This is a genomic window from Paenibacillus jilunlii, assembly GCF_900102965.1.
Classification (GTDB): domain Bacteria; phylum Bacillota; class Bacilli; order Paenibacillales; family Paenibacillaceae; genus Paenibacillus_AQ; species Paenibacillus_AQ jilunlii.
On sequence record NZ_FNGM01000013.1, the window covers coordinates 139,185 to 161,772 of the forward strand.

Here is a 22,588-nt window from a genome sequence, read left to right on the forward strand (position 1 = left end):
TGTATTGAATTCGGATAAAGGAGATGAGAGCATGAGCAGGTTGGAAGGTCAACTCGCTTTAATCACTGGAGCAAGCCGGGGGATCGGCCGGAGCATCGCATTGCGTCTGGCACAAGAGGGTGCATATATTGTCGTGCACTATGGAAAAAGACGAAATGAGGCGGAGGCCGTTGTTCACCAAATCAGGCAAAGTGGAGGGAACGCATGTGTGATCGGTGCAGATCTGGGAACTCTCGATGGCGTTCATGATTTATTTGCGGCGTTAGATGACGTTATTCGGGAACAAACAGACGGCAGCGGATTTGATATTCTTGTTAATAATGCCGGGATCGGTCAAGTGATTACCCTGGAAGAGACGACGGAAGAATCTTTTGATGAAGTAATGAAGATCAACGTCAAGGCGCCGCTTTTTGTTACCCAGCAAGCATTGCCGCGTCTGAAGGACGGCGGGCGCATTATTAATATTTCATCCTTTGTAACACGCGCAGCCTCTCCAAGTGTGTTTTGCTACAGCATGTCAAAAGGGGCCATCGATACGTTCACACAGCTTTTGGCCAAACAACTGGGGCCCCGCAATATTACGGTCAACGCCATCCAGCCGGGCATTATTAACACAGAGATGAATGCAGAAACATTGCAGAATCCGCAGGGTCAGAAGTATGCAGCCGGTCTTTCCGCCTTCAACAGATGGGGAGAGCCCGAGGATATCGCTGATATTGCTGCTTTTTTGGCTTCGCGGGACAGCCGCTGGGTCACCGGCCAATTGCTCGATGCAAGCGGCGGATCACATCTGTAGGTTCACCTTTTGGAGCCGCTGTATGCGGACCCGTATGTACAGAGGCAGGTGAGAGAAGGGGGATAACCCCCTCCTCTTTGTTTTTTCTATCCATTTTGCGCCTTACTGTATGCCTGCCATAAAACTCCTGAAGTTCTGGACGATTTCTTTGGAACGGGTATGGTGCAAATAATGATCTCCTTCCATGGTCATGACTTTACCATGTACAGAATTTTTGATCTGTTCTTTATGCTTGGGCACCCAGTCCGCTACATCTGTGTTATTTTCTTCCAGGAAGAAGATTACTGGCAGATCCGCAGGAAAGCTGAAGGCCTCCGCAGCTTGAAAATTGTGCTTGAAGTTCTCGCTTTCACTGATGATATTTGGGTTCATCATATTTTTGAGAGAGAGCATGCGGATCTGTTCTTTGGTTTCAGCATCCACGGCAGGTGCAATAATCTGGTCAGGGTTCAGTTTCACCAGCAACCGGTAGAAGCCTGATTTTTTGAGCAGTTTATAGGCTCCAGCCGGAAGCTCTTCCAAACTGCCTTGTGTCGGAAAGCTGCTGTCGATCCCGACAAATGCGGTAACCTCGTCTTTGTATTGGTTCACATAATCCAGTCCATAAATTCCGGCAATGGAGTGACCCATCAGTGTGTAACGGTGAATATTCAACTGCTGCAGGCATTCATGAATCTCAGCAACGATGTTTTCAATGGTTCGTGCTTTATCACTGACATCACTTAATCCATAGCCAAAGGGCTCAATCACTACCACTCGATAGAATGGGGATAGTTCTTTCACAAGCGGCTGGTAATCAAGCCCCGGTGCCGCTGTCCCATAACCGGGCAGGAGGACGACGGTTTCTTCGCCTTTTCCTTGAATCGTAACATTCATGTTTTTCCCATCCACAGGGACAAGCTGGCCATAGGCTTTGATTTTGGCTGCCTCCGATTTGCTGCTGATCACATTCACTGTATAAACAGTCCCCAGAAAAAGCCCGGTTAATATAAACAAGGATATGATTGCCTTAAGTAAAAAAATAAAAATCTTCTTCACCAGCCCAACCCCTTCACGATCTGATTCATCCATTATAACAAGCCAGTCTTAGATGCAGCGTAACTCTGCCTTTCTTGAAGCTTAACTATAATAAGCCGCTAGGAGGTGTAGTTAAGTTTCCGTTAAAGTGGTAGAATCCTCAGTCTATTGAGAGGGGGCTGTAACCAAAGCTTCCAGAATCTTTTCCTGATTTTGGTCCATGCCCAGGAAGACTGCTGCATAATAAATACTGTCATGCTGCCAGAGGTAAAAGGTTTGACTTTTGAGCTTTAGCTTATCTTCGTCGGAATGGATTGGCCCGTAGTAGACGTGATTGGGATCATTGTAGGCCGAGACCTCAATGCCGTTCATCTCCAGCTTCCGGACAGGTGACAGCTTAGCCGCATCGAAAAGCGGCGTTTTGTTCTGGTAAAGGTAAACTTCGTCATTCAGCTCATAGATTTGGGAATCGTGCGGCGCCCGATAGGTATTCCAAAGAGTATCGGCAGATTGTCTGAACGAATACCCGGTATTCTGATCATTAGCCCTCAGCAAAATCGAGTCGAACAGCGTAAGCGTGGTATCGGGCAATTTGAGCGGAAACTTCACCTTGAAGCCGAGAATATTCTTCGCCTTGAGCAAATCGCTCTGATCGTATAAAGGGAACGAATTCCCCTCTCCGTCGTAACGGATATGCTGGACTTTCTGCGGAAAAGTATAGGATTGTACAATTTTGACCAGCTCTTCCTGTGAAATTTTTCCCCGATAATAAGGAATCTCTTCTTCTGAGATGTCGTTCCCGTCATAATAATTGATTGCGTACCATACCCCGTCATCCTGCCAGACAAAGCTTTTAGCCGTTCCTGGCTTATGCCTGTTAGCTTGCATGTTCGTGAATACAACGCCTTTGACATTGCCGATGGTAACTGCGTCCTGCCGGTAAGAAGGTGCTTGAATGGTCTCTTGGGAATATGAAGCACCCCGCAGCAGATTGTGCTCCAGCATACTGCCCTTGCCTTTGGAAGCGAGCATCTCTATGATTTGCTCTTGTTCACTGCCAAAGTGGGATACATAAGTCATGCTGACGAAATCCAATAAATCTGTCTGGTTAGGATCAGAAAAATTCTTATTCCATTCAACATCTTGAAACTCGTAGCCTTCAGGCAGGTAATCAGGAACTTTAAAGCTGAATTTTGAGAAGTCCAGAGCCCGACCCAGATTATTAAACCATTTGAACGAATCAATGGGCCTGACAATTCTGAAAGAAGAGGCTGTCTCCTCCTTAGAGTTAGTTGCCTGGGGACTAACATCCGATTGTGTGCCATTTCCGGTGGTTGACGCATGGGTCAGCAAGATGGCGCCCAAGGCAACGATCAGCAGAATAGCCACGGCAGATAGCTTGTACGAACCTCTTTTGAACCTGGTAATCATCACAACTCTCCGTTTCGTTTCATTCTTGTGCTCCCCAAAATGTGTCAGGTTGATCCCGGGAACGGATTTTTGGGAAAATAACCGCGACAGCATCAGCAGAGTCATACCGTATGACGAAGATTCACGTGCGCCCAGCACTTCAAGAACACCCGCATCACAGGCGACCTCCTGATCGGCTTTCATCCTCCTCACGGCCAGCCAGACAAAAGGATTGTACCAATGCAGCCCTATGGACAGCATCCACAGAAAGTTGAACCACAAATCCTTACGCTTGTAATGAGTAAGCTCATGCATCAGGATATGTGTCAGCTGATTAGAATCGGCGATCACGGCAATATCCTCAGGTAAATAAATTTTAGGCTGTAATAAGCCGTGAAGACAGGGGCTGCGGAGACTGCTTGCCTCATAGACGGGAAGCGTTTGATGGAGATTCAGTTTTTTTGTGCACGCTTCAAGAATAGTGAGTACCTCTTGGGTGCCGGGCTTGCGGGAGCTTTCAACTCTTTTTCTGAATATCAGCACGCTGCACAAGTAATAGCCGCCCAATAATAGAAGTCCGCCGAGCCAGACCAGCGCCCCGATAGTTATCCAATGTTGTCCATCCCGTTCTTCCTCATAGACTTGATCTGCAAGGGACGGTTGTGCTATAGCGGGAGCAGGTTGCTCCGTCCGGTTCGGGATTGATTCTGACAAAAGGCTTTTTTCCCTGCTATTATCGGATGCTGCTATTGTACTGTGGCCGGATTCGGAAGAGATACCTGGATGAATACTCTTCTGTTGCCAAGACCATTCAGCAGGCACAGTGTGCGGGAACAGATTAAATAGGCTGACATGGCTTTGCGGAGCCACTGGAACAAGCAGCTTAATCAACACAAAGAGCCACAATATATGAACAATTCTGGGGCTGAGGTGCTTATGGAACAGCTTCCGGGTCAGGAGCAGCAATAACAGGATTACTGTCGATGTCAGTGACGCGGTCAGCATGAGGGTGAACATCGTTTCTAATGGCTTCATGATTTCTTCTTGTTGTTCAAAATTTGTTGCAGCTCTTCGATATCTTTCTCAGAAAGCTGTTCTTCCTGGAGAAATTTTGCACATAGCAGCCCGGCGGCTCCTTTATAAACCCTGTCGAGAAAAGAGCGGTTTTCAGCTTTTAGATATTCATCATGCGAAACCAGCGGATAGTACAAATAGTTCCTGCCTGATTTTTCGAATCGGATGGCCTTCTTCTTATGTAGGCGGTTTAAGAAGGTTTTGATGGTTTGATCCGACCATTCCATCTGCTGCGTCAGTTTAGAAATAATCTCATTCGCGGATAAAGGCTCCTCCTCCCAAAGAAGCTTCATCACTTCGCTTTCAGCCTCGGTAATGCGGGGGGACTCGTTCATAAGCTGCCTCTTTTCACTGTTTTTCGTTTACATCTGTAAACGATACTCAGAGTTTACAGACGTAAACGAAAAATGTCAAGCCGATACACTTAAAAACGCTACTGACATACTGTTGTCAGTAGCGTTTTTGTATAGTCAGGTCAGATAGTTAATAAAGGAGCTGTTTGAAAATATGAATACCACCGAAGCACTACAGCGTTTTGAAGAAACTGCAAATCACTATATTCAGGAATTAGACGGTTTCAGCATGGAGCAGTTGCAGCGTAAGCCTGCGGAGGACGAGTGGTCCCTGGGACAAATGTATCAGCATTTAATTAACTCGGCGCTGTATATGCAGCTTCGCAATATTGAACAGTGCCTGGCCCCAAGCGAGGATTCTGCAGCCCCTATAGCGGTAAAAACTAAAGAGGGCACAGCGATATTCGATCAAGGAAGCTTTCCGCCAATACGCGTTCATGTTCCGCCTTCACCGCAATACACTCCGGGGCAGCCGGAGAGCAAAGAGCAGCTGATTCAGGGATTGTATACGGTGATTGATCGCATGAAAGAAGTCCTGCCGCAGCTTGAAAAGGGGACAATGCAGAACACGGTGCCCCATCCGCGATTCGGTCCGCTCAATGCACAAGAATGGTTTTTGCTTATTGAAATGCACTATCGTCATCATCTGCTGCAGATGGACCGGTTGAGAAGGTTTTTGGAAGGCAATGCATAGCACGGGATAGATAGGCTTTATCCAAAGTGGCCCTTAAGTACTGGAAATGAATACCGATAAAGATTGTAAACTCCCCAGGGCCTATTGTAAAATCAAGTAGTTGTCGAATTATGGTCTAAAAACCATCCTTAGGACCTAATAGGACGACAATACTCATTGATATTTTACATAATGAAGGGGAGACGACAATGCTATTCCATGCAGTACGCCGTAAAGCCAGTCTGATGATTGTATTTGCTCTGTTAGTAAGCACCCTTATGCCACATATGGTATTTGGTGAGGCGGCGCAGTTCAAAGACATCGCCGGATCTTATGCGCAAAAGGAGATTCAATCATTAGCAGAAGCAGGAATAATCTCAGGGTATGAAGATAACGCCTTTAAACCGAATAAGGCTATGTCACGCGCCGAACTGGCCAAAATCATCGTCCTGTCCCTCGGCTTAAAAGTAAATGGTGACCAAGCGGCACCGTTTAAAGACGTTGACTCGAAAAGTTGGTACCGCGGCTATGTAGGTGCACTGGTAGAGTCGGGTATCACGGAAGGAACATCAGCGACTACCTTCAGCCCTAATTCGAGTGTCACCCGCGAAGAGCTGGTCGTGTTTTTCATCCGAGCTTTCGGACTGGAGGATACGGCGAAGAAGCTTCCGGTTGATAGCAAGCTGTCGGATATTTCGGAGGTGTCCGAATGGGCAAAAGCGCAAGTATCCCTTGCCTTCAAAAATGGCTTCATCAACGGGGTCCAGGGCAGTGACGGGACGCTGAAATTCAAACCGAAAGAGCATGCGGAGCGCCAGGCCCTGGCTCGTCTGGCTTATGAGTTCAAAACCAATAAATCAGTGTACGTCGAGAAATCCAAGCAGCTTCTTGCTGAAGAGGCTAATAAGGGTAAGAATCCTGTGGAAACCCCGGCTATAACCCCGGCTGCAACCCAGGTAACAACTGACCGCGGGACTTCTGGGGGAGTTTCTGCACCGGGAACCTCTTCACCAGCAACTCCAACCCCTGCACCGACAGCGCCTGGACCAGCAACACCTCCGGCGACGCCTACACCTGCACCGGCAACGCCAGCACCTGCACCGGCAAACGGTCTCCAGGTTGTGGTGAAGGGGGAGAACACAGATGCCATTTATGCGGAAGAGCCAACTGAAGTCATATTCCGTTCATCGCTTAATTCAGCGGAAACGGTAAATGCGAGTGTCTATAAAGTAGATGACAGCGGCAAAGTGATTTCCCAGATCATCTCACTGTATGATGATGGTTTAGCAGATCATGGAGACAGTCTTAAGGCAGACGGGATCTACAGCGGCAAAGCAGTATTGACTGAAAGTACGGAGGGATACATAAATCTGCAGGCGTTTGCAGGAGATGTACCAAGCAGCACAGTCTTTAAATTATCTGTAATGAAGCATCTTACGGATGAACAGCTTGAACAAACAGAAATCATTGAAAATAACACGCAGGCTAAGCTTGATCATCTGGTCACAGAATATGGCGATGTGCAAAAAGCAAAGGAAGAAACAGTGGCTTGGCTCCAAACACAAGACGAAGTAGAGCATGCCGGTATTTCGGGTGAGGGAGGAAGCATCTGGTATTTGCTGGACAACGGGATTCTGGGGGGAATATCTGCCGCTCCTGAGAATACAAAAGGATTAAGCAGTACCGTAGACGAGGCTTCGTCCAGTAATGCATTGGCAGCTAATGCGCTAACGCAAGACGTGAAACAAACCGTTGCAACCATAGGAAGCAAGCGGGTTGCTGTGATTTCTCCGTTTTCCGGCAAGCTTCAATCTTCGACTGTTTATGACACTGTATATAATAACTTCGTTCAGTCGAACTACCCTTTCCTTGTGGAAAGAGTAAAAGATACCGCAGCGGATGTTAACTTCTTTAAAGGACTGAATCAGTATGGAGTCGTTGTTTTGGACACTCACGGGGATACCTTCTATGATGAAACCGTGCTCCAGAAACTCCATAATAAATACGGCATTGATTTCAAGTATGCTGGACCACAAGTCATGTTCCTGACAGGAGAAAAGGCAACGGCAGAGAGTAAAAAAGCGTATGAGCTGGACTTGAAAAAGGGAAGACTGGCTATTATCTCCGGTTATTATGCTATTACGCCTTCTTTTATTACACGATATAACGACATGCTTCCCGATACGATCGTATATAATGGCAGCTGCCGGAGCGCATATAACGATTCCATGGCAGATGCGTTCATTAACAATGGTGCTGGCACATATTATGGATATACAGATTATGTAAAGCTTGCTTATGATCAAGCGGTTGTCCAGTCCGTATTCACCGCATTGGCCGATGAGAACAAGACAACCGAAGAAGCCTTCCAGGCAGCGGTGGCTGCCCATGGAGCAAACGATGGTCTGGCAGCTTTCTCCATGAAAGGAAGCAACATTGGCGCTAAGACAGAGGGTGTGATCAACGGAACCTTTGAAGGCGGAAATTGGATCGGCTGGAATGGAAACGGGGATGTCCGGGTGATCTCCAAGCTGGGGCCGCTTAAACCGACAGAGGGTAACTACATGGCTATTATCAGCACCGGCCTTGGGTTTGAGAACAACGATAACGGAGGCTACGACTACAATTCGGATAGTTATATCGAGCAAAGTTTCATAGTTCCGGCAGGAGCGACAACCCTTTCGTTCGACTACAACTTCATTTCTGAGGAACCAAAGGAATTCGTTGGAACCAAATTCAATGACACTTTTAAAGCAACGGTAACTTCCAGTGTATACATCAATACGGCGTCCCTTGTTACCTCTCATGTGAATGGGGGAGAAACGGTAACGTCCAATGTCTATGGTAATGAATCCGTCATTATCGGGACTGAATCGATTAATGGCTCCAAGGCATATTGGATTGATGAGAACAAAGTAGCGGTTGATTTCTACGGCGGGGATCAGACAGCATACATGACGAATTGGAAACACGTACAATTCGATGTAAGCCAATTTGCCGGCAAGGCATCAATTGTCCTTCGCTTCCATGTTTGGGATCAGGGAGACAGTGTCTTCGATACGGCAATACTGATCGATAATGTAATATTGAAATAATCCAAAAACGGCTGGATCAGGGAAACCTGAGACCAGCCGTTTCTTTTGGAAATAAAGCCAATGGTTTGCGTGGTATATGGGCTGTGCGCCCGGTATTATAGACTGCTCATATAGTACTGGTGTTCAACCTTAACCTCAAAGCCAACGTTGCGGTATAGATTCAAGGCCCGCTCATTATCCGTAACAACACTTAGACGAATATGCTGATAGGCTTTCTGTAATAAGAGCTCCACCGCCAGGATAAGGACGTTCTGTCCAAGCCCTTTTCCTTGATGAGAAGGTACAATACAAAAATCATGGATGATTGCCGTATGTTCATTCAAGTCATTGAATCGGATAAGCCCGGCCCGGCAATGATTCATCCAAACGATGTAAGTGACACGGCCGGGTTCATTGGTTCTGGTGAAATATTTGCGCGTCCAAGCCTCCGAGTCGCCAAAAGCCGCAGATGAGCAGGCTACCATAAACTCAAAGTCCTCGGGCCGGGCGGGAAATAGAGATAGATCCGTAGATACTGGGCTGTTGATTTTCATCGGATTTAATGTCATCAAGTACTCAGAGCGGTTAAAAACTGCTCCAAGGGACTGCGCAGCGGCAAGCCCGCCCTGCGAACCTTGAGGAAACCGGAAGCATAGAAATTGGATGCCTTGAGGTTTCATATCTTCGGCAGCACGCTCGAGCAAGCTGCGGAATACTCCCTGGCGGCGGTGCTGCGGATGAACGAGGGCATTGATATTTGCGATGCTGCCATCAGAGGTGTACCAGCTAAGCAACCCGATGATTTGGTTGTCCTGATAACACAGGATTCCGTGATCTCCACCCGCTTTGGCGAGATGCTCAATGCCTGCATTGATGTAGAAAGAATCTGATTGGCTGCATTCCTGCTCAAGCCTTGTGATGCCAGCGATTTGTTCCTTGGAATAATAAAGCATGGGAATGATGTTATTGTTGGACATGTAGTTGCACCTTCAATGAGTGAAGGAAACACGCAGTTTATGGACCGGCAGGCGCTATCCTTCCAGAATGGGTCCCGTTATGATCGTAATCATAGTTATCGCCTCCTGATAAGTCACAGCAACTATAACATAACTCTTCTCAGAGATTAAAGGGTTTTCAACCTTCCCTATAAATTCCTCTATACGAGCTTACATTTTCCGGATCATAGATTAATAGGTCATTGCTGCTTAATATATACCCAAGCCCCTCGATAGCTTGTGCATAAAATGTAAAGAGTTCTCATTGATACCGAGTCCGAAGATACTAATTTTATAAGCAGGGGGTATGTTTATGAAAGGATTAATTTTATGCGCTGGCCGGGGAACCAGATTGCAGCCTTCAACCTATACCAAACCAAAGTGCATGTTGCCTGTTAACGGGGAGTATATTCTTGTCTCCATCATTAACAAGCTTGTTGCGGCCGGAATTACCGAGATTGGAATCGTTGTGAACCATTCGCAGGGAGAGATCCGGCAAACGATTGGGGACGGGGAGCGGTGGAATGCCTCAATAACCTTTCTTCTGCAGGAAAAACCTATGGGACTGGCGGATGCGGTGAAAAGCGCGAAGTCATTTATGGCGGATTCCCCTTTTGTATTGATGCTTGGCGATAATTTGTATGAAGGGGATATAGCGCCTTTAATCCGGTCATTGGATGCAGACAAGGCTGCGGCTTCAATACTGCTTCAGCAGGTTAAAGACCCTAGTCAATTTGGTGTCGCTGTCGTCGATGCCGGGCAAATTACCGGTTTGGAGGAAAAGCCTAAACATCCAAAATCCGATTTGGCTATTGTTGGCGTATACGCGCTTACTGCAGCCATCTGGCCGGCAATGGACAGGCTGACACCCTCCCCGCGTGGAGAATATGAGATGACGGATGCCATTCAGTTGTTAATTACAGAAGGCGGGCATGTGGTGTACAGTATAGCAGCTGAGCCGTTTTTTGATATCGGAACCCACGACAGATGGCTTGAAGCGAATCGCTACAAGATGGATCAGGATCCACAGAACTTTGTGAAACCATCCGGCATGCACCGCTCTGTCCAGTGGATTCCTCCGGTTAGGATTGATCCGACTGCCACCGTGACGAACAGTGTGGTTGGACCTTATGTGTATATTGGCCCGAATAGTGTGGTCGAAGATTCCATTCTATCGAACAGCATTTTGACGGATCAGGTGGCATTGTCCCATGTTCATGCGGAGGGAAGTGTTTTTGGCTCATATGTTCATCTGGCTGAACAAGAAATTCAAGAGCAGCCGGCCCGTCATATTCTGGGCGATCGTGCAACAGTCACAAGAACTCAGGCAAGCTTGCAGAACGATTCAAAATAAAATGGGTATGAACTGGGGAATAGTCCAATCCGGTCACCAGGGTAAACATACACTTAAAGTAGTCGAGTGCATCAAGTAACTGTGCATTAGTATACTTTAAAGGTAGGTGATCCTTGATAATGGTTGAATTAGTTTTAACGATTAACGACAAAGACGGAAGCTATACGGAGCATGCGGCTGTTGTTCTTGCCTCGATATTTTCCAAGACCGAGCAAACGATCAGAGTGCACATTGTGCATGATGATTCCTTAAGTGAGGAAAGCAAGTTAAAACTCACTCAGCTGGTCGATGTATTTCATCACAACATCTTGTTTTATCATGTTACAATTCCTGGGGATATGCAGGAAGTGGCAGCAGGCGTGCATAAAATCGACTACTGGACAATGGCCAGTATGTACCGCTTGCTGCTTCCAATAATTATCCAGACAGACAGAGTGATTTATCTGGATTGCGACATTTTGGTCAATTTGGATATTAATGAACTATGGAGCATTGACCTGGGAGATCGTTATTTGGGTGCCGTATTGGATCAAGGGGAAAATTTGCTGGAGTACTTTATCTCCATGGGGCTAAGTGCGGAGCTGTACTTTAACTCAGGCGTCATTCTGTTCCATCTGGACAATATCCGCAAGAAAGACAACTGGTATGGAGAAATGCTCAATTTCCTGCGGAATTTCCCTAAGATGACCATGCCTGACCAGGACGTTCTGAATGCGGTGTACAGCTGCAACTATTTACAATTGGACCAGTGCTTTAATACGTTCGCTCAGAATGAACTCGATCTGGAGCATAAAATTATTCATTTTGCCGGAGACAGCAAATGGTGGGACGCAGACTCCCCCCATGCGGAGCTATACAATAATTTCCGCGCCATGACCCCCTGGGGCTGGGGAGGAGGGTATGCGCCGGAGCCGGTTTTTGAGCCTGTTCAGGCGGTGGAACTGCCTGCTCCAGAAGTTCATTTTCCTGAACCTCCGGTTCAACAAATTCAGTTTCCGGCTCCTCCGGTTCAAGAAATTCAGCTTCCAGCTCCGCCCGTTCAAGAAATTCAGCTTCCGCCCCCTCCGGTTCAGGAAATCCCAGTCGCTGAAGCGCCTGCTCCGCCCCCGGATCATATTCCAGTGAAGCGGCGGCACAGACGGAAACTCCGCAGAACATTGCGGCTAAGACGCAGACTGAGAAGAAAAAAAATAATCCGCGCCCGGTATCGTTCGATTAAGCGTGCAAGACGGATTAAGTGCCGGTATGTAAAGAGAAGAATTCTGAAACTGAGAAGGAAAAAGCTGCGGACAGTGAGCAGAAGAAAGCATGTAATCAAACGGCTTTCACTGAGAAGAGGCAGATACTCTCTGAAGCGTAAGCATAAGCGTAGACTTCATAAAGCAGGCTGATGGGCATCGTCCGTCTTTGAAATATAAATCGCTAAAGAAGCAGAATTGTCGGGGATTTGGACAGATCTGCTTCTTTATTTCCCGGGCGGTGCGTTTAGCTTTTACAGATAAATCTTCTTATATTATTCACTTTCAGCACTTTCACATTTCTTGTTAAAAGGTATTTTTCACTTACGATCCAAGTGTGATCTTTGGAGTTCCTCCTGCGAATCGCCAGAAAGTTGGATTTGCTTGCTTGATTCTCCTTATTGGGGTAACGGAGCAACAGCAGTTTTTTACCGCTCAGATACATATAGTGGGCCCGTTTTCCCACAATATCAGCGTTAGTCTGGCGTTGAATTCGCATACTGTCGGTTAAATAATCGGGAGCATAGTAATCGTCGTCGTCAAATTTGGCTATAAAGCTGCAGTTAGCCCGCTCAACCCCGTAGCTAAGGCAACGTCCAAGCGATGTTTCATCCGGCAAGCTATAGATCGTTACATTCTTATATTTTCTGGCAGCTTTTATATACTCGGTGATCTTCAGGTTTTTATGATTTAATATCACGATTAGTTCCTTATTTCTATAACTCTGCCTGGCATAGTTACGAAATAGGGTGTCCATACATTTTTGCCGTTTGGTACAGGTGATTATGGATACAGCGTTCCTATCGTACGAATGGTCATGATTCTCCATTACAGGACACGCTTTGGTTTTCGTTGTACCCATTTTTTATAATTTTTCACATTTGGGATGGTTTTATGGTGAGCGATCAGCTCCTTGTCACTAATGATCCATGTATGATTGGATGAATTTTTTCTGCGTATGGCGACGAAATTATATCTTCCCGCAGAATAGACCTTATACCCCTTCCTCTTGCTTGTGGTACAAAAGCGGTCGTCTTCACCCACGCTTTGATCAGGAAATTGGACCTGGTTGAATACGCTCCGCTTAATGACAAGGGTAGCTCCCGGAAGTTTGGTTACAGACCGGTTTTCATCGGGTGGAAAGCGCAGAATCAGAGTCTTAGATCCGCGTAAATACATATAGTGTGCCCGCTTTCCGATGACGTCGGCATTGGTTCTTTGAAATACCTGCAGGCTTTCTGTCAAGTAATAACGAGCATAATAATCATCATCATCAAATTTGGCAATGTAGCTGTATTTCGATTTGTTGACGGCATAATTCAAACAAGCACCGAGAGAGAAACGCTCGGGAACGCGGTATATGTGTACGTTTCGCAGCTTTTTGGCTAAATGCTGGTAGGGGGCCAGCGGTATTTTATTATTGTTAACAACGATAATGAGTTCTTTCTTTGGATAGTGCTGTCTGCTGTAATTGTTGAACAGGTTTTTCAAATAACCTTGGCGGTTCGTGCAGGTGATAATGGAAACTCCCTGCTTTTTTACAGAATTTTGTGTGCCAGCTTCCATTACATCGCTCCCTTATCTGTGTGCATTTATATGATCTCCATTTAAAATATGTAAACGGCAGGCAGGGGTAACGGCATATCCACAAAATAGAGAATGAGCACATATGCGGCAATGTGATCATGGAATGATTCCGTTTTCTATAAAAAAATAGATAAATATTAAAATTTATAAATAATAGTGATACACTAAGAATAGATCTTCTTTAATCCATTAAAGGTGTGCGGTTTAGGCTGCACCCTAGCTTGTATGGCGCCTAAGCAGGAGCGCCTTAATCCTTCCTGCAAATCCGTAGGGTAGAAGGACGGTAAAAATGAGCAACCGACAAACAAAAACTGATGTTATTTTAATTGGTGCCGGAATCATGAGTGCGACGTTAGGTTCACTGCTAAAAGAATTAGTACCGGACTGGAAAATTACAGTGTTTGAGCGGCGGGCAGGTGCAGGTGAGGAGAGCTCTAATGAATGGAATAATGCGGGAACCGGGCACTCTTCGCTATGCGAGCTGAATTACACCGTAGAGCAGCCGGATGGCTCCATCGATATCAGCAAAGCTGTAAAAGTGAATGAAGAGTATCAGTTTTCCAAGCAGTTCTGGTCGTATCTGGTGAAAAGCAAACGGATACAGCATCCGCAGGATTTTATCGTACCCGTGCCCCATATGAGCTTTGTGCAAGGGGAAGCAGATGTAACCTTTTTGAAAAAACGATTTGAAGCGCTTTCGCAAAATCCGCTGTTTCAGGGAATGGAATTTTCCGATGATCCGGAGCAGCTGATGGAATGGATTCCGCTTATGATGAAAGACAGAAGAATAAACCAGCCTATCGCGGCGACCCGGATCGAATCAGGTACGGATGTGAATTTTGGCGCTTTAACGCGCATTTTGTTTGACCACTTACAGAGCAACAACACGGATATCCGATTCAAGCATAATGTCGATGATATTAAACGTGCCAGCGACGGCTCCTGGGACTTGAAGGTGCGGAATCTCGACAACGGAACCACTACGCGCCATTCTGCGAAATTCGTCTTTATCGGCGGCGGGGGCGGAAGTCTGCATTTGCTGCAGAAATCCGGTATTCCTGAGGGGAAGGGCATCGGGGGATTTCCAGTGAGCGGACTGTTTATGGTGTGCCAGAAGCCGGACATTGTCGCACAGCATCATGCCAAGGTATACGGAAAAGCTGCACTTGGGGCTCCGCCTATGTCTGTCCCGCATCTGGATACCAGAGTAATCGACAAGAAGGAATCGCTGTTCTTTGGGCCGTTTGCCGGCTTCTCACCAAAGTTTCTAAAATACGGTTCGATGTTTGATCTGATAACTTCAGTAAAACCGGGGAATCTGACCACAATGCTGGCGGCAGGTGCGAAAAACCTTTCATTGACCAAGTACCTGATCGGACAGGTGATGTTATCAAAAGACCAGCGTATAGAAGCTTTACGGGAATTTGTCCCGAACGCCCAAAGCGGGGATTGGGACCTGGTAGTAGCGGGCCAGCGCGTGCAGATTATCAAAGATACGGCAGCCGGCAAAGGCACGCTTCAATTCGGCACCGAAGTGATCAGCAGCGCCGATGGGTCGATAGCCGCCTTGCTGGGTGCTTCGCCCGGCGCATCTACCGCCGTTTCGGTCATGCTTGAAGTCCTTGGCAAATGCTTCCCGCAGCAGATCAGGACATGGGAGCCGAAAATAAAAGAAATGATTCCTGCTTATGGCGTAACTCTTATGGAAAACCCTAAACTGATAAACGAAATTCAGAAATTAACGGACCGCTCCCTAAATCTGACGGGTAGAGCAGGGGAGTATGAAAAAAAGGCGCCTATATCAAGTTCTTCCTAGGCAATATGCACAGTGATCGAATAGATCAGCAAATACCCGATTCCGGTTGATGCGGAATCGGGTGTTTGCTGAGGACACTTATTTCAATGACTTGATCACCATATTGCTAAAAACCGCTGTGCCGCCGTCGGAAAACAGTGTAATCCCCTGATCGTCTAATTCAGGGAAAACGGCATTGGAATATACGACGGAGCCGTCATCAATGAACACTTCAACGCTCGTTCTATCGACTAGAATCTTCAGGTGAACCTTCTTCTTGCTTGCATCAAAGGGTGCCGTACTTTCCATGTACTTTCCGCTCTTGTCGGGATTCCCGGTGTAGGCCCGATTGACATAAGTGTACCCGGCTTCAGCAAAAACTCCAACATCCACATGACGGCTTTTATCGGCTGATTCCCGAAGTCTTACACCCGCATTCTTAAGCTCAGACCAAGTGATATCGGTGTTGAGCTCGTACGAATCGCCTGTGACTGGAAGTGCCGCAGAGCCATTCACAACGAATCGTTCATAAGTGGCAGTCTCCCCGTCCGCTTGGACTAAAGCTTCAAGAGGTTCCGACACAAGATGATAGCCGTCCCCGCCGGCCTGCTTCAGTTCAATTTGGCGAACAATCGAATCCATTCCGTTGAAGCCTTCCCGCATCGTCGGCGTATGATGGGCATATTCCCAATTATTCATCCAGGCCATGGCGTAACGGTGATGCGTGGTGTCGCGGCTTGCTCCATCCTCAAAGGTTACGGCACCGTACCAGTCAAAGCCGTAATCCAGCCACTGCGGCTCCTTCCGGTCAGGGAGAAATGCCATACCGTCGAAATCTCCTGTCCAGTAGGCATAGGTATTGGGTTTTCCTGAGGCGATGCCATTGGCGCTGGCGCCAAGCACCCATTTATAAGCCCCGTCATCCGCATGCAGCAGGTAAAGATCCGGACATTCCACAATTCCGATACCCTCTGTTACGAAACCGCTCATATAGTGCCAGGCTTTTAAGTTCTTGGACTCATAGAAGCCTATTTTTGTGCCTTCAGCCAAGACCATGATCCATTTACCAGAGAGGTCATCCCAAATGACCTTTGGGTCTCTGAAATCGGCTGTTCCCGGATTGGGCAGAACGGGAGCCTTTCCGTAAGCGCTAAAGGTGTATCCGTGGTCGGTGCTGTACCATAAATACTGCTCCTGCTGCCCGCCATTGGCGGAGGGCTGGGTCATAATCGCGACAAGAGCCCCTTTTCCGAAACCGGCTGATCCTGTCACGTCTTCTACAACCGACCCTGACCAGGGATCTCCGTTGGGAGTTGTATACTTGGGGATGGCGATTCCCTTATCAGTCCAATGCACCAGATCTGTAGATACCGCATGCCGCCATTCGGTACCATTTCCAGCGGGATAATCGCGGTTGTACAGATAGTAGTAATGGTATGCTCCATCCAGATAAATGGGCCGTTGGGGATCGTTCTTCCACTTATCGGGTGTGGTAAAATGGTAGGCCGCCCGATAGGTCGGCGGTGAATGAGAAGGGGCGGCCTCCTCCGGGATATTGTTCCTTCCGGAATAGTAAGCCGCCGCCCCTATAGCGATGATAAGGCCCAAGCCAATTGTGCATAAGAAGGAATACCGTTTCCACACACGTTTTTTTGGGTTCAAAAGATTAATTAACCGTCAATTGTCCTTGTTCAAGGACACTGTCTTTGACCACTGAAGTTTTCGAGCCCTTAATATTCACGAGGAAGCTTGGCGCAAAAGTGGAATGCTGCTCGGCATATAATCCCCGGTTAGTCATATAACTGGTGATGACCACATTATTTCCTTCGGCCTGCGGGATGGCGAAGTGAGAGTATGTCCAGGTAAGGTCGTTAGGATCGAGGTTCATGTGCAGCACAAGCCCGCTTCCGTTCAACGGTTTATAAGGACCGGTCAATGAATCCGCTACATAGCCCAGCATGTATACATCATTGGCGCCGATTCCGTCAATGGTCATTTTGGAGCCCCGGGAATCCGTGAACAGGTACCACTTGCCATTCATTTCAAACACGTTCGCCCGTTCAATTTCATCGGTTACGGTATTGGAGGCGATGAGCGGCTTCATTACTGTCTTCAGGGTGTAGTCATCATTCAGCTCGATAATTCCCAGTGAGCCGTTCGCTAATGCTGCGAGCGATTTCTTAGGGCCGGACAGCAGCTTATCCTTTTCAGCCTCGAAGAAGACCTTGCTTCCTTCGTAGTAGGATCTGTTGTACAGCGATTCTTCGCCCTGGTAGCCCGTTTCCGTACCGGTATTCGATTCAAAAACAAGGTATTTACGGCCATTGTCTTCAACATAGTGAGGATCTCTTAAGGTATGGTTATCCGCATAATCGCCTCCACCGAAAGCCTGATCCACATTCTGATAGAACTTTCCGTCTCCGTCAAAGATCGATTTGAAATCTTCCACACCATCCACCTTCAGCGTATCCGCATCCGGCTTCGACACATTCACTTGCGCTGTGGTCAGGGTTTGCTTGCCAAAAAATCCGTGTGCCGGGTCCCAGCCTTGGCGGTTGGTATAGAACAAGCGGACTTTGCCATCCTTCGTCAAGGTTGCGGAACCGGACCATTCTTCGGCTTGCTTGTTCAGAATCGGATCGTTTGGAACATTTTTATCGCTGTCCTTAAAGACTCTGCCGGCATTTTTCCAGCTGTCAATGGAGGTGTCGCCCACTTTTTGATAGAACATGTAGATGAAGGTGTCCCATCCTTTTTTGGGGTCTCCCGCCAGCGCAAAAACGATATGATAGCCATTATACTCGGCAACGGTTCCGTCCGCATTTTGCAGCGGCCAGCTGTCCCAGACATCAAGGTCGATGGCGTTGCCCCATTGATCCGAGCCTTTGGCAGAAGGAATATTCTGGATAGAGGCGGCATTGAATGCGGGAACCTGGAATTGCCCGCTTTTTTGCTGCTCCGGTATTTTCAGCATGTCTGAGCGGGTAATATGGGAAAAGCCGTAGCTTTCTTTGTAATCCCCGCTGTCATTCCCCTTCGCCAAAGCTGAAGCTCCGCCACCTGCAAGTAAAGCTGTTGCAAAGGTTACTGCTGCTGCTTGTCTTGCCATCTTTTTGATATTCATATTCCCTGTCTCCTTTTCTCTGTGCAAATTTTCTCTTAAACAGAAAAAAGACCTAAAAATACCCTTGGGGATACGCGGACGTATCGGTTCCCAAACGGATTTTTAGGTCTTGCCTGCTTAACAGTAACAATCCCGACATATTTTGTTGTCGCGTTAATTCTATAATTTTATAACGGATAATAGCTATAGACCGATACTCCTATTTTATTCTAAGAAGAAACGATCATTTTATGTTATTTATTATAAATTCTAGGGACTATGGGCCTAAAATATCAAATTAGGATATATTACCATTTCCCGATCGGGTGTTGATCCGGTTGATCTCCATAGCAATACATATCAGCTGACTGTCACTGAGAATATAGCCATAATCCTCCTCAACCCGCCCGCTGATCTCAATGGCCTGCACATAAGCCCGGGTGTAGCGCTCTTTGGCAATCCGTACAATCTCCGGGTTCAGCTCGTTCAGCAGCTGGCCGTTTTCATCGGTTCGCAGGATATTTTCCAGCTGGGTCACCAGACGCTCATAGTTGGCAGAACCCCGTTCCAGCGTAATGCCGGCGGCCTGTTCCACGCCTTCGGCAAGATCGCGGATCATTGCCGCCATTGCGGCAGCCGTTCCGCGGACCCCGGCGTTTTTCCAGGCGGTATGGATATGCATCGCGATGTATCCTACCTCATCCACGGGGATATCGACCTGCAATGCTTCGCGGATAATGTTCTTTGCATGCAGCCCAATCTGGAACTCCCTCGGGTATAAAATGCGGATTTCATCCAGCAGCGTGTTCTGAATCATCGTTCCTTTACGGATACGCTCCAGAGCAAAAGAGAGATGATCCGTCAGCGCAATATGAATATGCTCATTAAACGTCACTTCCAGCTCCTGTTCTGCATACGAAATAATTTGTTCCGATGCCGCAATCTCCCCTTCGGGCAGTGTACCCAGCATTTCCTGCAGATGCCCGTATTGATCCGGGTCGTCCATAATGAATACTTTCTCAACAAGGGACGGATCAATAATATCGTTTTTTCTTTTCTGAAAAGCAATCCCGGAACCCATGACAATCTTTTCTTCTCCGAGGTCGTTCACTACAACCGCGTTGTTGTTCAGAATTTTTTTGATTTTCATGTTATTCTCCTATGCTTTTTTGTTCCATAGACAGACGGCTTGTCAACACCAAGGACCCAGGTAACCATAAAGGCTGTTGCCGCTGCCAGCAGAAAACCGATTACATAATGGATAACATTCATCTGTCCGAGCTGGACGATAAAAGCGATCATCGGAATGCCGGTCAGACCGAACGAATCGGCTGCCACCTGGTGAAAGGCAACATAAGCGCCCCCAGCAGCGCCTCCAGCCGCAGCGCCCAGGAAAGGGCGGCCAAGCTTCAGGTTGACCCCGAAGGTAACCGGCTCGGTGATGCCGAAAAAGGCGGTGATTGCGGCGGGCAGCGCTATGTTCCGCAATGCCGGGTCCCGGGTTCTGGCATACACAGCCAGTCCGGCCGCACCCTGTGCGATATTCGCCATAGACCAGATAGGGAGCAAAAAATTGACGCTGATGTCCGGATTGGTAACCAGTCCGATCTCTATGGCCTGTATTCCGTGATGCAGACCGCTCACAACGAGCGAGCTGTAGATTCCGCCAAGCAGCAGGCCAAACACCGTACCGCCAGATCTGTATACCAGCTCCAGCATGCTTCCAAGAGAAGCGCTAAGCTCAGAGGTAAGCGGTCCGATGGCCAGAATGGCAATGGCGCCTCCGGAGGCCAGGCTTAGAAAGGGGATCAGCATCACCGAGGTCGATGGTGGGAGAATCCGGCGCAGCCCCTTCTCGATCAGCGTCATCACCAATACTGCAAGAATTGTGGGAATTATAGCCCCTTGATATCCGAACTGCGGCGCAATCAATAGATCTGCGGAGTTCCCTTGGGCTCCACCGAGTCCGGTGACACGCAGAAGATCGGGATGGGTCATGACAATGCCGATTACGGCACCGAGCGGCGGCGTGCCTCCAAATCTCCTGGCCGTATGATAACCGAACATTACCGCCAGCATCTGAAATGCCGATCCGGTTAACAAGGACAAGGTCCGAAACGGGGTACTATCCCGCGGGGCCCAGCCGAAACCCTCCATCATGCTGAGCAGACCGAGCAGCAGCCCGACCCCGACAAAGAGCGGAATCATGGGCACGACGATGTCCGAAAAGAAGCTGACCGCATCGGCTATCTGTTTTAACACGCCCTGTTGCTCTGGACGATTCTTTTGGGACAGATCACCGGTACCCTCCGGCTGCTGCTTGGCCCCGCCTTCTTGAAGGATGCGGACAACTTGACGGTGTACCTTGAAGACATTGGACGATCCTAGTATAATTTGCAGCTGTCCGGCCCGGAAGAATACGCCCTGAACCTCCGGTATGCCGGACACTCCGGCTTCATCCACCCGGGAGCTTTCCCGCAGCCTAAGGCGGAGCCGGGTTGTGCAGTGAATGGCTTCCAGCACATTGCCGGCGCCTCCGGACAAGCTAATCAGACGTTCAGCCAATTCCCTGGCTGGGCTGCGGGTTTCCTTTGCGGTTAGTCCATCTTGTTCTGTTGGAATATTGTCATGGGGCATTGCAGCGCCTCCTCAAAACCTAAAAAAAGACCTTCGAGCCAAGCATCGTCCGTCATTTCCAGAACGGCCCATCATGACTCTCATCAGGTCTTTGCCTGCCTCAAAAAGTAACAACTTCGTAATATTTGGATGTAATCTTATTGTGACAATGATTGTTTCCAAAATCAATGGTCAGGAATTACCACCTTGCTGCGGTAAAGCAGGTATTCCGACTCACTCTTTGGCCTTTCGAATCGGAGCAGCTGGCAGCCCGTATCAATCAATTGCAGGAATGTTCCCGTGGATCGTTGAATATTAACCGGAAGCAAAGGATCGAAATACAGGCGTATTCCGAATACATCTAAGCCGCAGGAGGAGAACCATATGAAGTCTATCACTGTTCAAGGTCTTACGGAAAAGTTCCATTTGGAAGTGCTGGCGGGTGCCAGCCGTATGGACCGTGAAATTACCCGTCCAAGGACGCATAGACCGGGGCTGGAGTTTGTCGGCTATTTTGATTTTTTTCCCATGGAGCGGGTACAGGTGCTCGGCCGCAAGGAAATCAACTATTTATTGACGCTAAGCGTAGAAGAACGCAAGCTGCATATCGGGAATATCGTCAAATATCATCCGCCGTGCTTTATCGTGACGTCAGGGCAGCAGGAGATTCCTTATTTGACGCTGTTTTGCAATCAGGAGGGGATTCCGCTGCTGCGGACGGGAGACACCACAACGGAGTTTATTGCCAAGCTGGACAGCTACCTGGTGAAAACGCTGGCGCCCGAGCTGTCGATCCATGGGGTATGCGTGAACGTATCGGGCATAGGCATCCTGCTCAGAGGCAAGTCGGGGATCGGCAAAAGCGAGACCGCGCACACGCTAATCCGCAGAGGCCACCGGTTCGTGGCAGATGATATCGTGGTGCTCAAGAAGCTGGGCCCGTCGACGCTGCTCGGGACACATAATGAGACCACACGTGAATTCCTCGCGCTGCGCAGCATCGGCCTGATCAATGTTGTGCGCCAATACGGGCGCAAGGCCTTTCAGGACGAGACGCGCATCGTGCTTGATATTGAACTGTGTCCATGGCGGGAAAATGCACTGAATAACGAGCTGGAGCTGGTGCCCCAGTTCACGGAATATCTCGGTGTTCAAATTCCGCATATTGAGGTCCAGCTCCAGCCGGGGCGCGATGTAGCCGGATTGATTGAGGCGGCGGCTAACAACTGGTACCTCAAGCAGCTTGGCTACAGCGCCGCTGAAGAATTCATGAAGCGGATTGAAGACGGGATGCAGTCTTGAGGGAAGGCTGAGGGGCGAACTTTACCGGAATGACCTAGATGAAAGCCGTTCCCCGTGGAAAAGGGGGCGGTTTTTTTGTTGTATAGGAAACTAAGATCACCTCCGCTTGTGGATGAATTTGTAACGAACAACGGCAGAAATACCGTTGTTAGAGCGCCGAAGGCCGGTTTGCCCGGAAACAACGGCAGAAATACCGTTGTT

At 48.1% G+C, this 22,588-nt stretch carries 17 protein-coding genes; 7 read left to right on the plus strand and 10 right to left on the minus strand.

Annotated features, from left to right (window positions below):
- The first annotated feature begins 31 nt into the window (after positions 1–31).
- Positions 32–796 (plus strand): SDR family oxidoreductase, encoded by a 765-nt coding sequence (locus BLQ82_RS21175; RefSeq protein WP_062525945.1) that lies wholly within the window; start codon positions 32–34, stop codon positions 794–796.
- A gap of 102 nt (positions 797–898) precedes the next feature.
- Here BLQ82_RS21175 and BLQ82_RS21180 read toward each other — a convergent pair whose 3' ends face one another.
- The 3 genes from BLQ82_RS21180 to BLQ82_RS21190 all read right to left on the minus strand — a co-directional run bounded on the left by BLQ82_RS21180 (position 899) and on the right by BLQ82_RS21190 (position 4,632).
- Positions 899–1,834 (minus strand): alpha/beta hydrolase, encoded by a 936-nt coding sequence (locus BLQ82_RS21180; RefSeq protein WP_062525943.1) that lies wholly within the window; start codon positions 1,832–1,834, stop codon positions 899–901.
- Between the two features lie 144 nt (positions 1,835–1,978).
- Complete coding sequence (locus BLQ82_RS21185) at positions 1,979–4,258, minus strand: M56 family metallopeptidase (protein ID WP_082722768.1); 2,280 nt, start codon at positions 4,256–4,258, stop codon at positions 1,979–1,981.
- On the minus strand, positions 4,255–4,632 hold the full coding sequence (locus BLQ82_RS21190) for a BlaI/MecI/CopY family transcriptional regulator (RefSeq protein WP_062525941.1): 378 nt from the start codon (positions 4,630–4,632) through the stop codon (positions 4,255–4,257). Before BLQ82_RS21190 ends, BLQ82_RS21185 begins: the two co-directional genes overlap by 4 nt.
- A 172-nt stretch (positions 4,633–4,804) precedes the next feature.
- Between BLQ82_RS21190 and BLQ82_RS21195 the strand changes: the two genes are divergently transcribed.
- On the plus strand, positions 4,805–5,344 hold the full coding sequence (locus BLQ82_RS21195) for a DinB family protein (RefSeq protein ID WP_062525939.1): 540 nt from the start codon (positions 4,805–4,807) through the stop codon (positions 5,342–5,344).
- A 188-nt stretch (positions 5,345–5,532) separates the two neighbouring features.
- A complete protein-coding gene (locus tag BLQ82_RS21200) occupies positions 5,533–8,418 on the plus strand; it encodes an S-layer homology domain-containing protein (RefSeq protein WP_062525937.1) in 2,886 nt (961 codons plus the stop codon).
- 95 nt (positions 8,419–8,513) lie between these two features.
- Here the strand turns inward: BLQ82_RS21200 and BLQ82_RS21205 are convergent, their stop codons facing one another.
- Entirely contained in the window at positions 8,514–9,374 is an 861-nt protein-coding gene (locus BLQ82_RS21205; protein WP_062525936.1) for a GNAT family N-acetyltransferase, read from the minus strand.
- Positions 9,375–9,705: 331 nt separating this feature from the next.
- Here BLQ82_RS21205 and BLQ82_RS21210 point away from each other — a divergent pair, with 331 nt between their 5' ends.
- Complete coding sequence (locus BLQ82_RS21210; RefSeq protein WP_062525933.1) at positions 9,706–10,746, plus strand: sugar phosphate nucleotidyltransferase; 1,041 nt, start codon at positions 9,706–9,708, stop codon at positions 10,744–10,746.
- A 119-nt stretch (positions 10,747–10,865) separates the two neighbouring features.
- Entirely contained in the window at positions 10,866–12,137 is a 1,272-nt protein-coding gene (locus tag BLQ82_RS21215) for a glycosyltransferase family 8 protein (protein WP_062525931.1), read from the plus strand.
- A gap of 94 nt (positions 12,138–12,231) precedes the next feature.
- On the opposite strand, the gene BLQ82_RS21220 is transcribed toward BLQ82_RS21215, so the two are convergent.
- Together BLQ82_RS21220 and BLQ82_RS21225 are read right to left on the minus strand one after the other, a co-directional pair.
- The gene (locus tag BLQ82_RS21220) at positions 12,232–12,846 is read right to left on the minus strand and encodes a glycosyltransferase (RefSeq protein ID WP_425287529.1); all 615 of its coding nucleotides are present in this window, start codon (positions 12,844–12,846) and stop codon (positions 12,232–12,234) included.
- Complete coding sequence (locus BLQ82_RS21225; RefSeq protein WP_062525927.1) at positions 12,813–13,550, minus strand: glycosyltransferase family 2 protein; 738 nt, start codon at positions 13,548–13,550, stop codon at positions 12,813–12,815. Before BLQ82_RS21225 ends, BLQ82_RS21220 begins: the two co-directional genes overlap by 34 nt.
- A 310-nt stretch (positions 13,551–13,860) precedes the next feature.
- Here BLQ82_RS21225 and BLQ82_RS21230 point away from each other — a divergent pair, with 310 nt between their 5' ends.
- The gene (locus BLQ82_RS21230) at positions 13,861–15,387 is read left to right on the plus strand and encodes a malate:quinone oxidoreductase (RefSeq protein ID WP_062525925.1); all 1,527 of its coding nucleotides are present in this window, start codon (positions 13,861–13,863) and stop codon (positions 15,385–15,387) included.
- A 78-nt stretch (positions 15,388–15,465) separates the two neighbouring features.
- Here the strand turns inward: BLQ82_RS21230 and BLQ82_RS21235 are convergent, their stop codons facing one another.
- The 4 genes from BLQ82_RS21235 to BLQ82_RS21250 all read right to left on the minus strand — a co-directional run bounded on the left by BLQ82_RS21235 (position 15,466) and on the right by BLQ82_RS21250 (position 21,106).
- The gene (locus BLQ82_RS21235; RefSeq protein ID WP_062525923.1) at positions 15,466–17,028 is read right to left on the minus strand and encodes a glycoside hydrolase family 32 protein; all 1,563 of its coding nucleotides are present in this window, start codon (positions 17,026–17,028) and stop codon (positions 15,466–15,468) included.
- A gap of 4 nt (positions 17,029–17,032) precedes the next feature.
- Positions 17,033–18,490 (minus strand): glycoside hydrolase family 68 protein, encoded by a 1,458-nt coding sequence (locus tag BLQ82_RS21240; protein WP_062525921.1) that lies wholly within the window; start codon positions 18,488–18,490, stop codon positions 17,033–17,035.
- A 277-nt stretch (positions 18,491–18,767) separates the two neighbouring features.
- Positions 18,768–19,619, minus strand: a complete 852-nt coding sequence (locus BLQ82_RS21245; protein ID WP_062525919.1) for a PRD domain-containing protein — start codon at positions 19,617–19,619, stop codon at positions 18,768–18,770.
- Positions 19,616–21,106 carry a PTS transporter subunit EIIC gene (locus tag BLQ82_RS21250; RefSeq protein ID WP_062525917.1) on the minus strand — a complete coding sequence of 497 codons (1,491 nt, stop codon included), beginning with the start codon at positions 21,104–21,106 and terminating at the stop codon, positions 19,616–19,618. The genes BLQ82_RS21245 and BLQ82_RS21250 overlap by 4 nt, the downstream gene beginning before the upstream one ends.
- A gap of 363 nt (positions 21,107–21,469) precedes the next feature.
- Between BLQ82_RS21250 and hprK the strand changes: the two genes are divergently transcribed.
- Positions 21,470–22,387, plus strand: coding sequence for an HPr(Ser) kinase/phosphatase (gene hprK / locus BLQ82_RS21255; protein ID WP_062525915.1), 918 nt, complete (start codon positions 21,470–21,472; stop codon positions 22,385–22,387).
- Positions 22,388–22,588: the final 201 nt, after the last annotated feature.

What these genes read in the sequence shown, in the direction of transcription:
- BLQ82_RS21175 (WP_062525945.1), top strand. Translation starts at nt 32, where the DNA reads ATGAGCAGGTTGGAAGGTCAACTCGCTTTAATCACTGGAGCAAGCCGG.
- BLQ82_RS21185 (WP_082722768.1), bottom strand. Translation starts at nt 4,258, where the DNA reads ATGAAGCCATTAGAAACGATGTTCACCCTCATGCTGACCGCGTCACTG.
- BLQ82_RS21190 (WP_062525941.1), bottom strand. Translation starts at nt 4,632, where the DNA reads ATGAACGAGTCCCCCCGCATTACCGAGGCTGAAAGCGAAGTGATGAAG.
- BLQ82_RS21195 (WP_062525939.1), top strand. Translation starts at nt 4,805, where the DNA reads ATGAATACCACCGAAGCACTACAGCGTTTTGAAGAAACTGCAAATCAC.
- BLQ82_RS21200 (WP_062525937.1), top strand. Translation starts at nt 5,533, where the DNA reads ATGCTATTCCATGCAGTACGCCGTAAAGCCAGTCTGATGATTGTATTT.
- BLQ82_RS21205 (WP_062525936.1), bottom strand. Translation starts at nt 9,374, where the DNA reads ATGTCCAACAATAACATCATTCCCATGCTTTATTATTCCAAGGAACAA.
- BLQ82_RS21210 (WP_062525933.1), top strand. Translation starts at nt 9,706, where the DNA reads ATGAAAGGATTAATTTTATGCGCTGGCCGGGGAACCAGATTGCAGCCT.
- BLQ82_RS21215 (WP_062525931.1), top strand. Translation starts at nt 10,866, where the DNA reads ATGGTTGAATTAGTTTTAACGATTAACGACAAAGACGGAAGCTATACG.
- BLQ82_RS21220 (WP_425287529.1), bottom strand. Translation starts at nt 12,846, where the DNA reads ATGGGTACAACGAAAACCAAAGCGTGTCCTGTAATGGAGAATCATGAC.
- BLQ82_RS21225 (WP_062525927.1), bottom strand. Translation starts at nt 13,550, where the DNA reads ATGGAAGCTGGCACACAAAATTCTGTAAAAAAGCAGGGAGTTTCCATT.
- BLQ82_RS21230 (WP_062525925.1), top strand. Translation starts at nt 13,861, where the DNA reads ATGAGCAACCGACAAACAAAAACTGATGTTATTTTAATTGGTGCCGGA.
- BLQ82_RS21240 (WP_062525921.1), bottom strand. Translation starts at nt 18,490, where the DNA reads ATGAATATCAAAAAGATGGCAAGACAAGCAGCAGCAGTAACCTTTGCA.
- BLQ82_RS21245 (WP_062525919.1), bottom strand. Translation starts at nt 19,619, where the DNA reads ATGAAAATCAAAAAAATTCTGAACAACAACGCGGTTGTAGTGAACGAC.
- BLQ82_RS21250 (WP_062525917.1), bottom strand. Translation starts at nt 21,106, where the DNA reads ATGCCCCATGACAATATTCCAACAGAACAAGATGGACTAACCGCAAAG.
- hprK (WP_062525915.1), top strand. Translation starts at nt 21,470, where the DNA reads ATGAAGTCTATCACTGTTCAAGGTCTTACGGAAAAGTTCCATTTGGAA.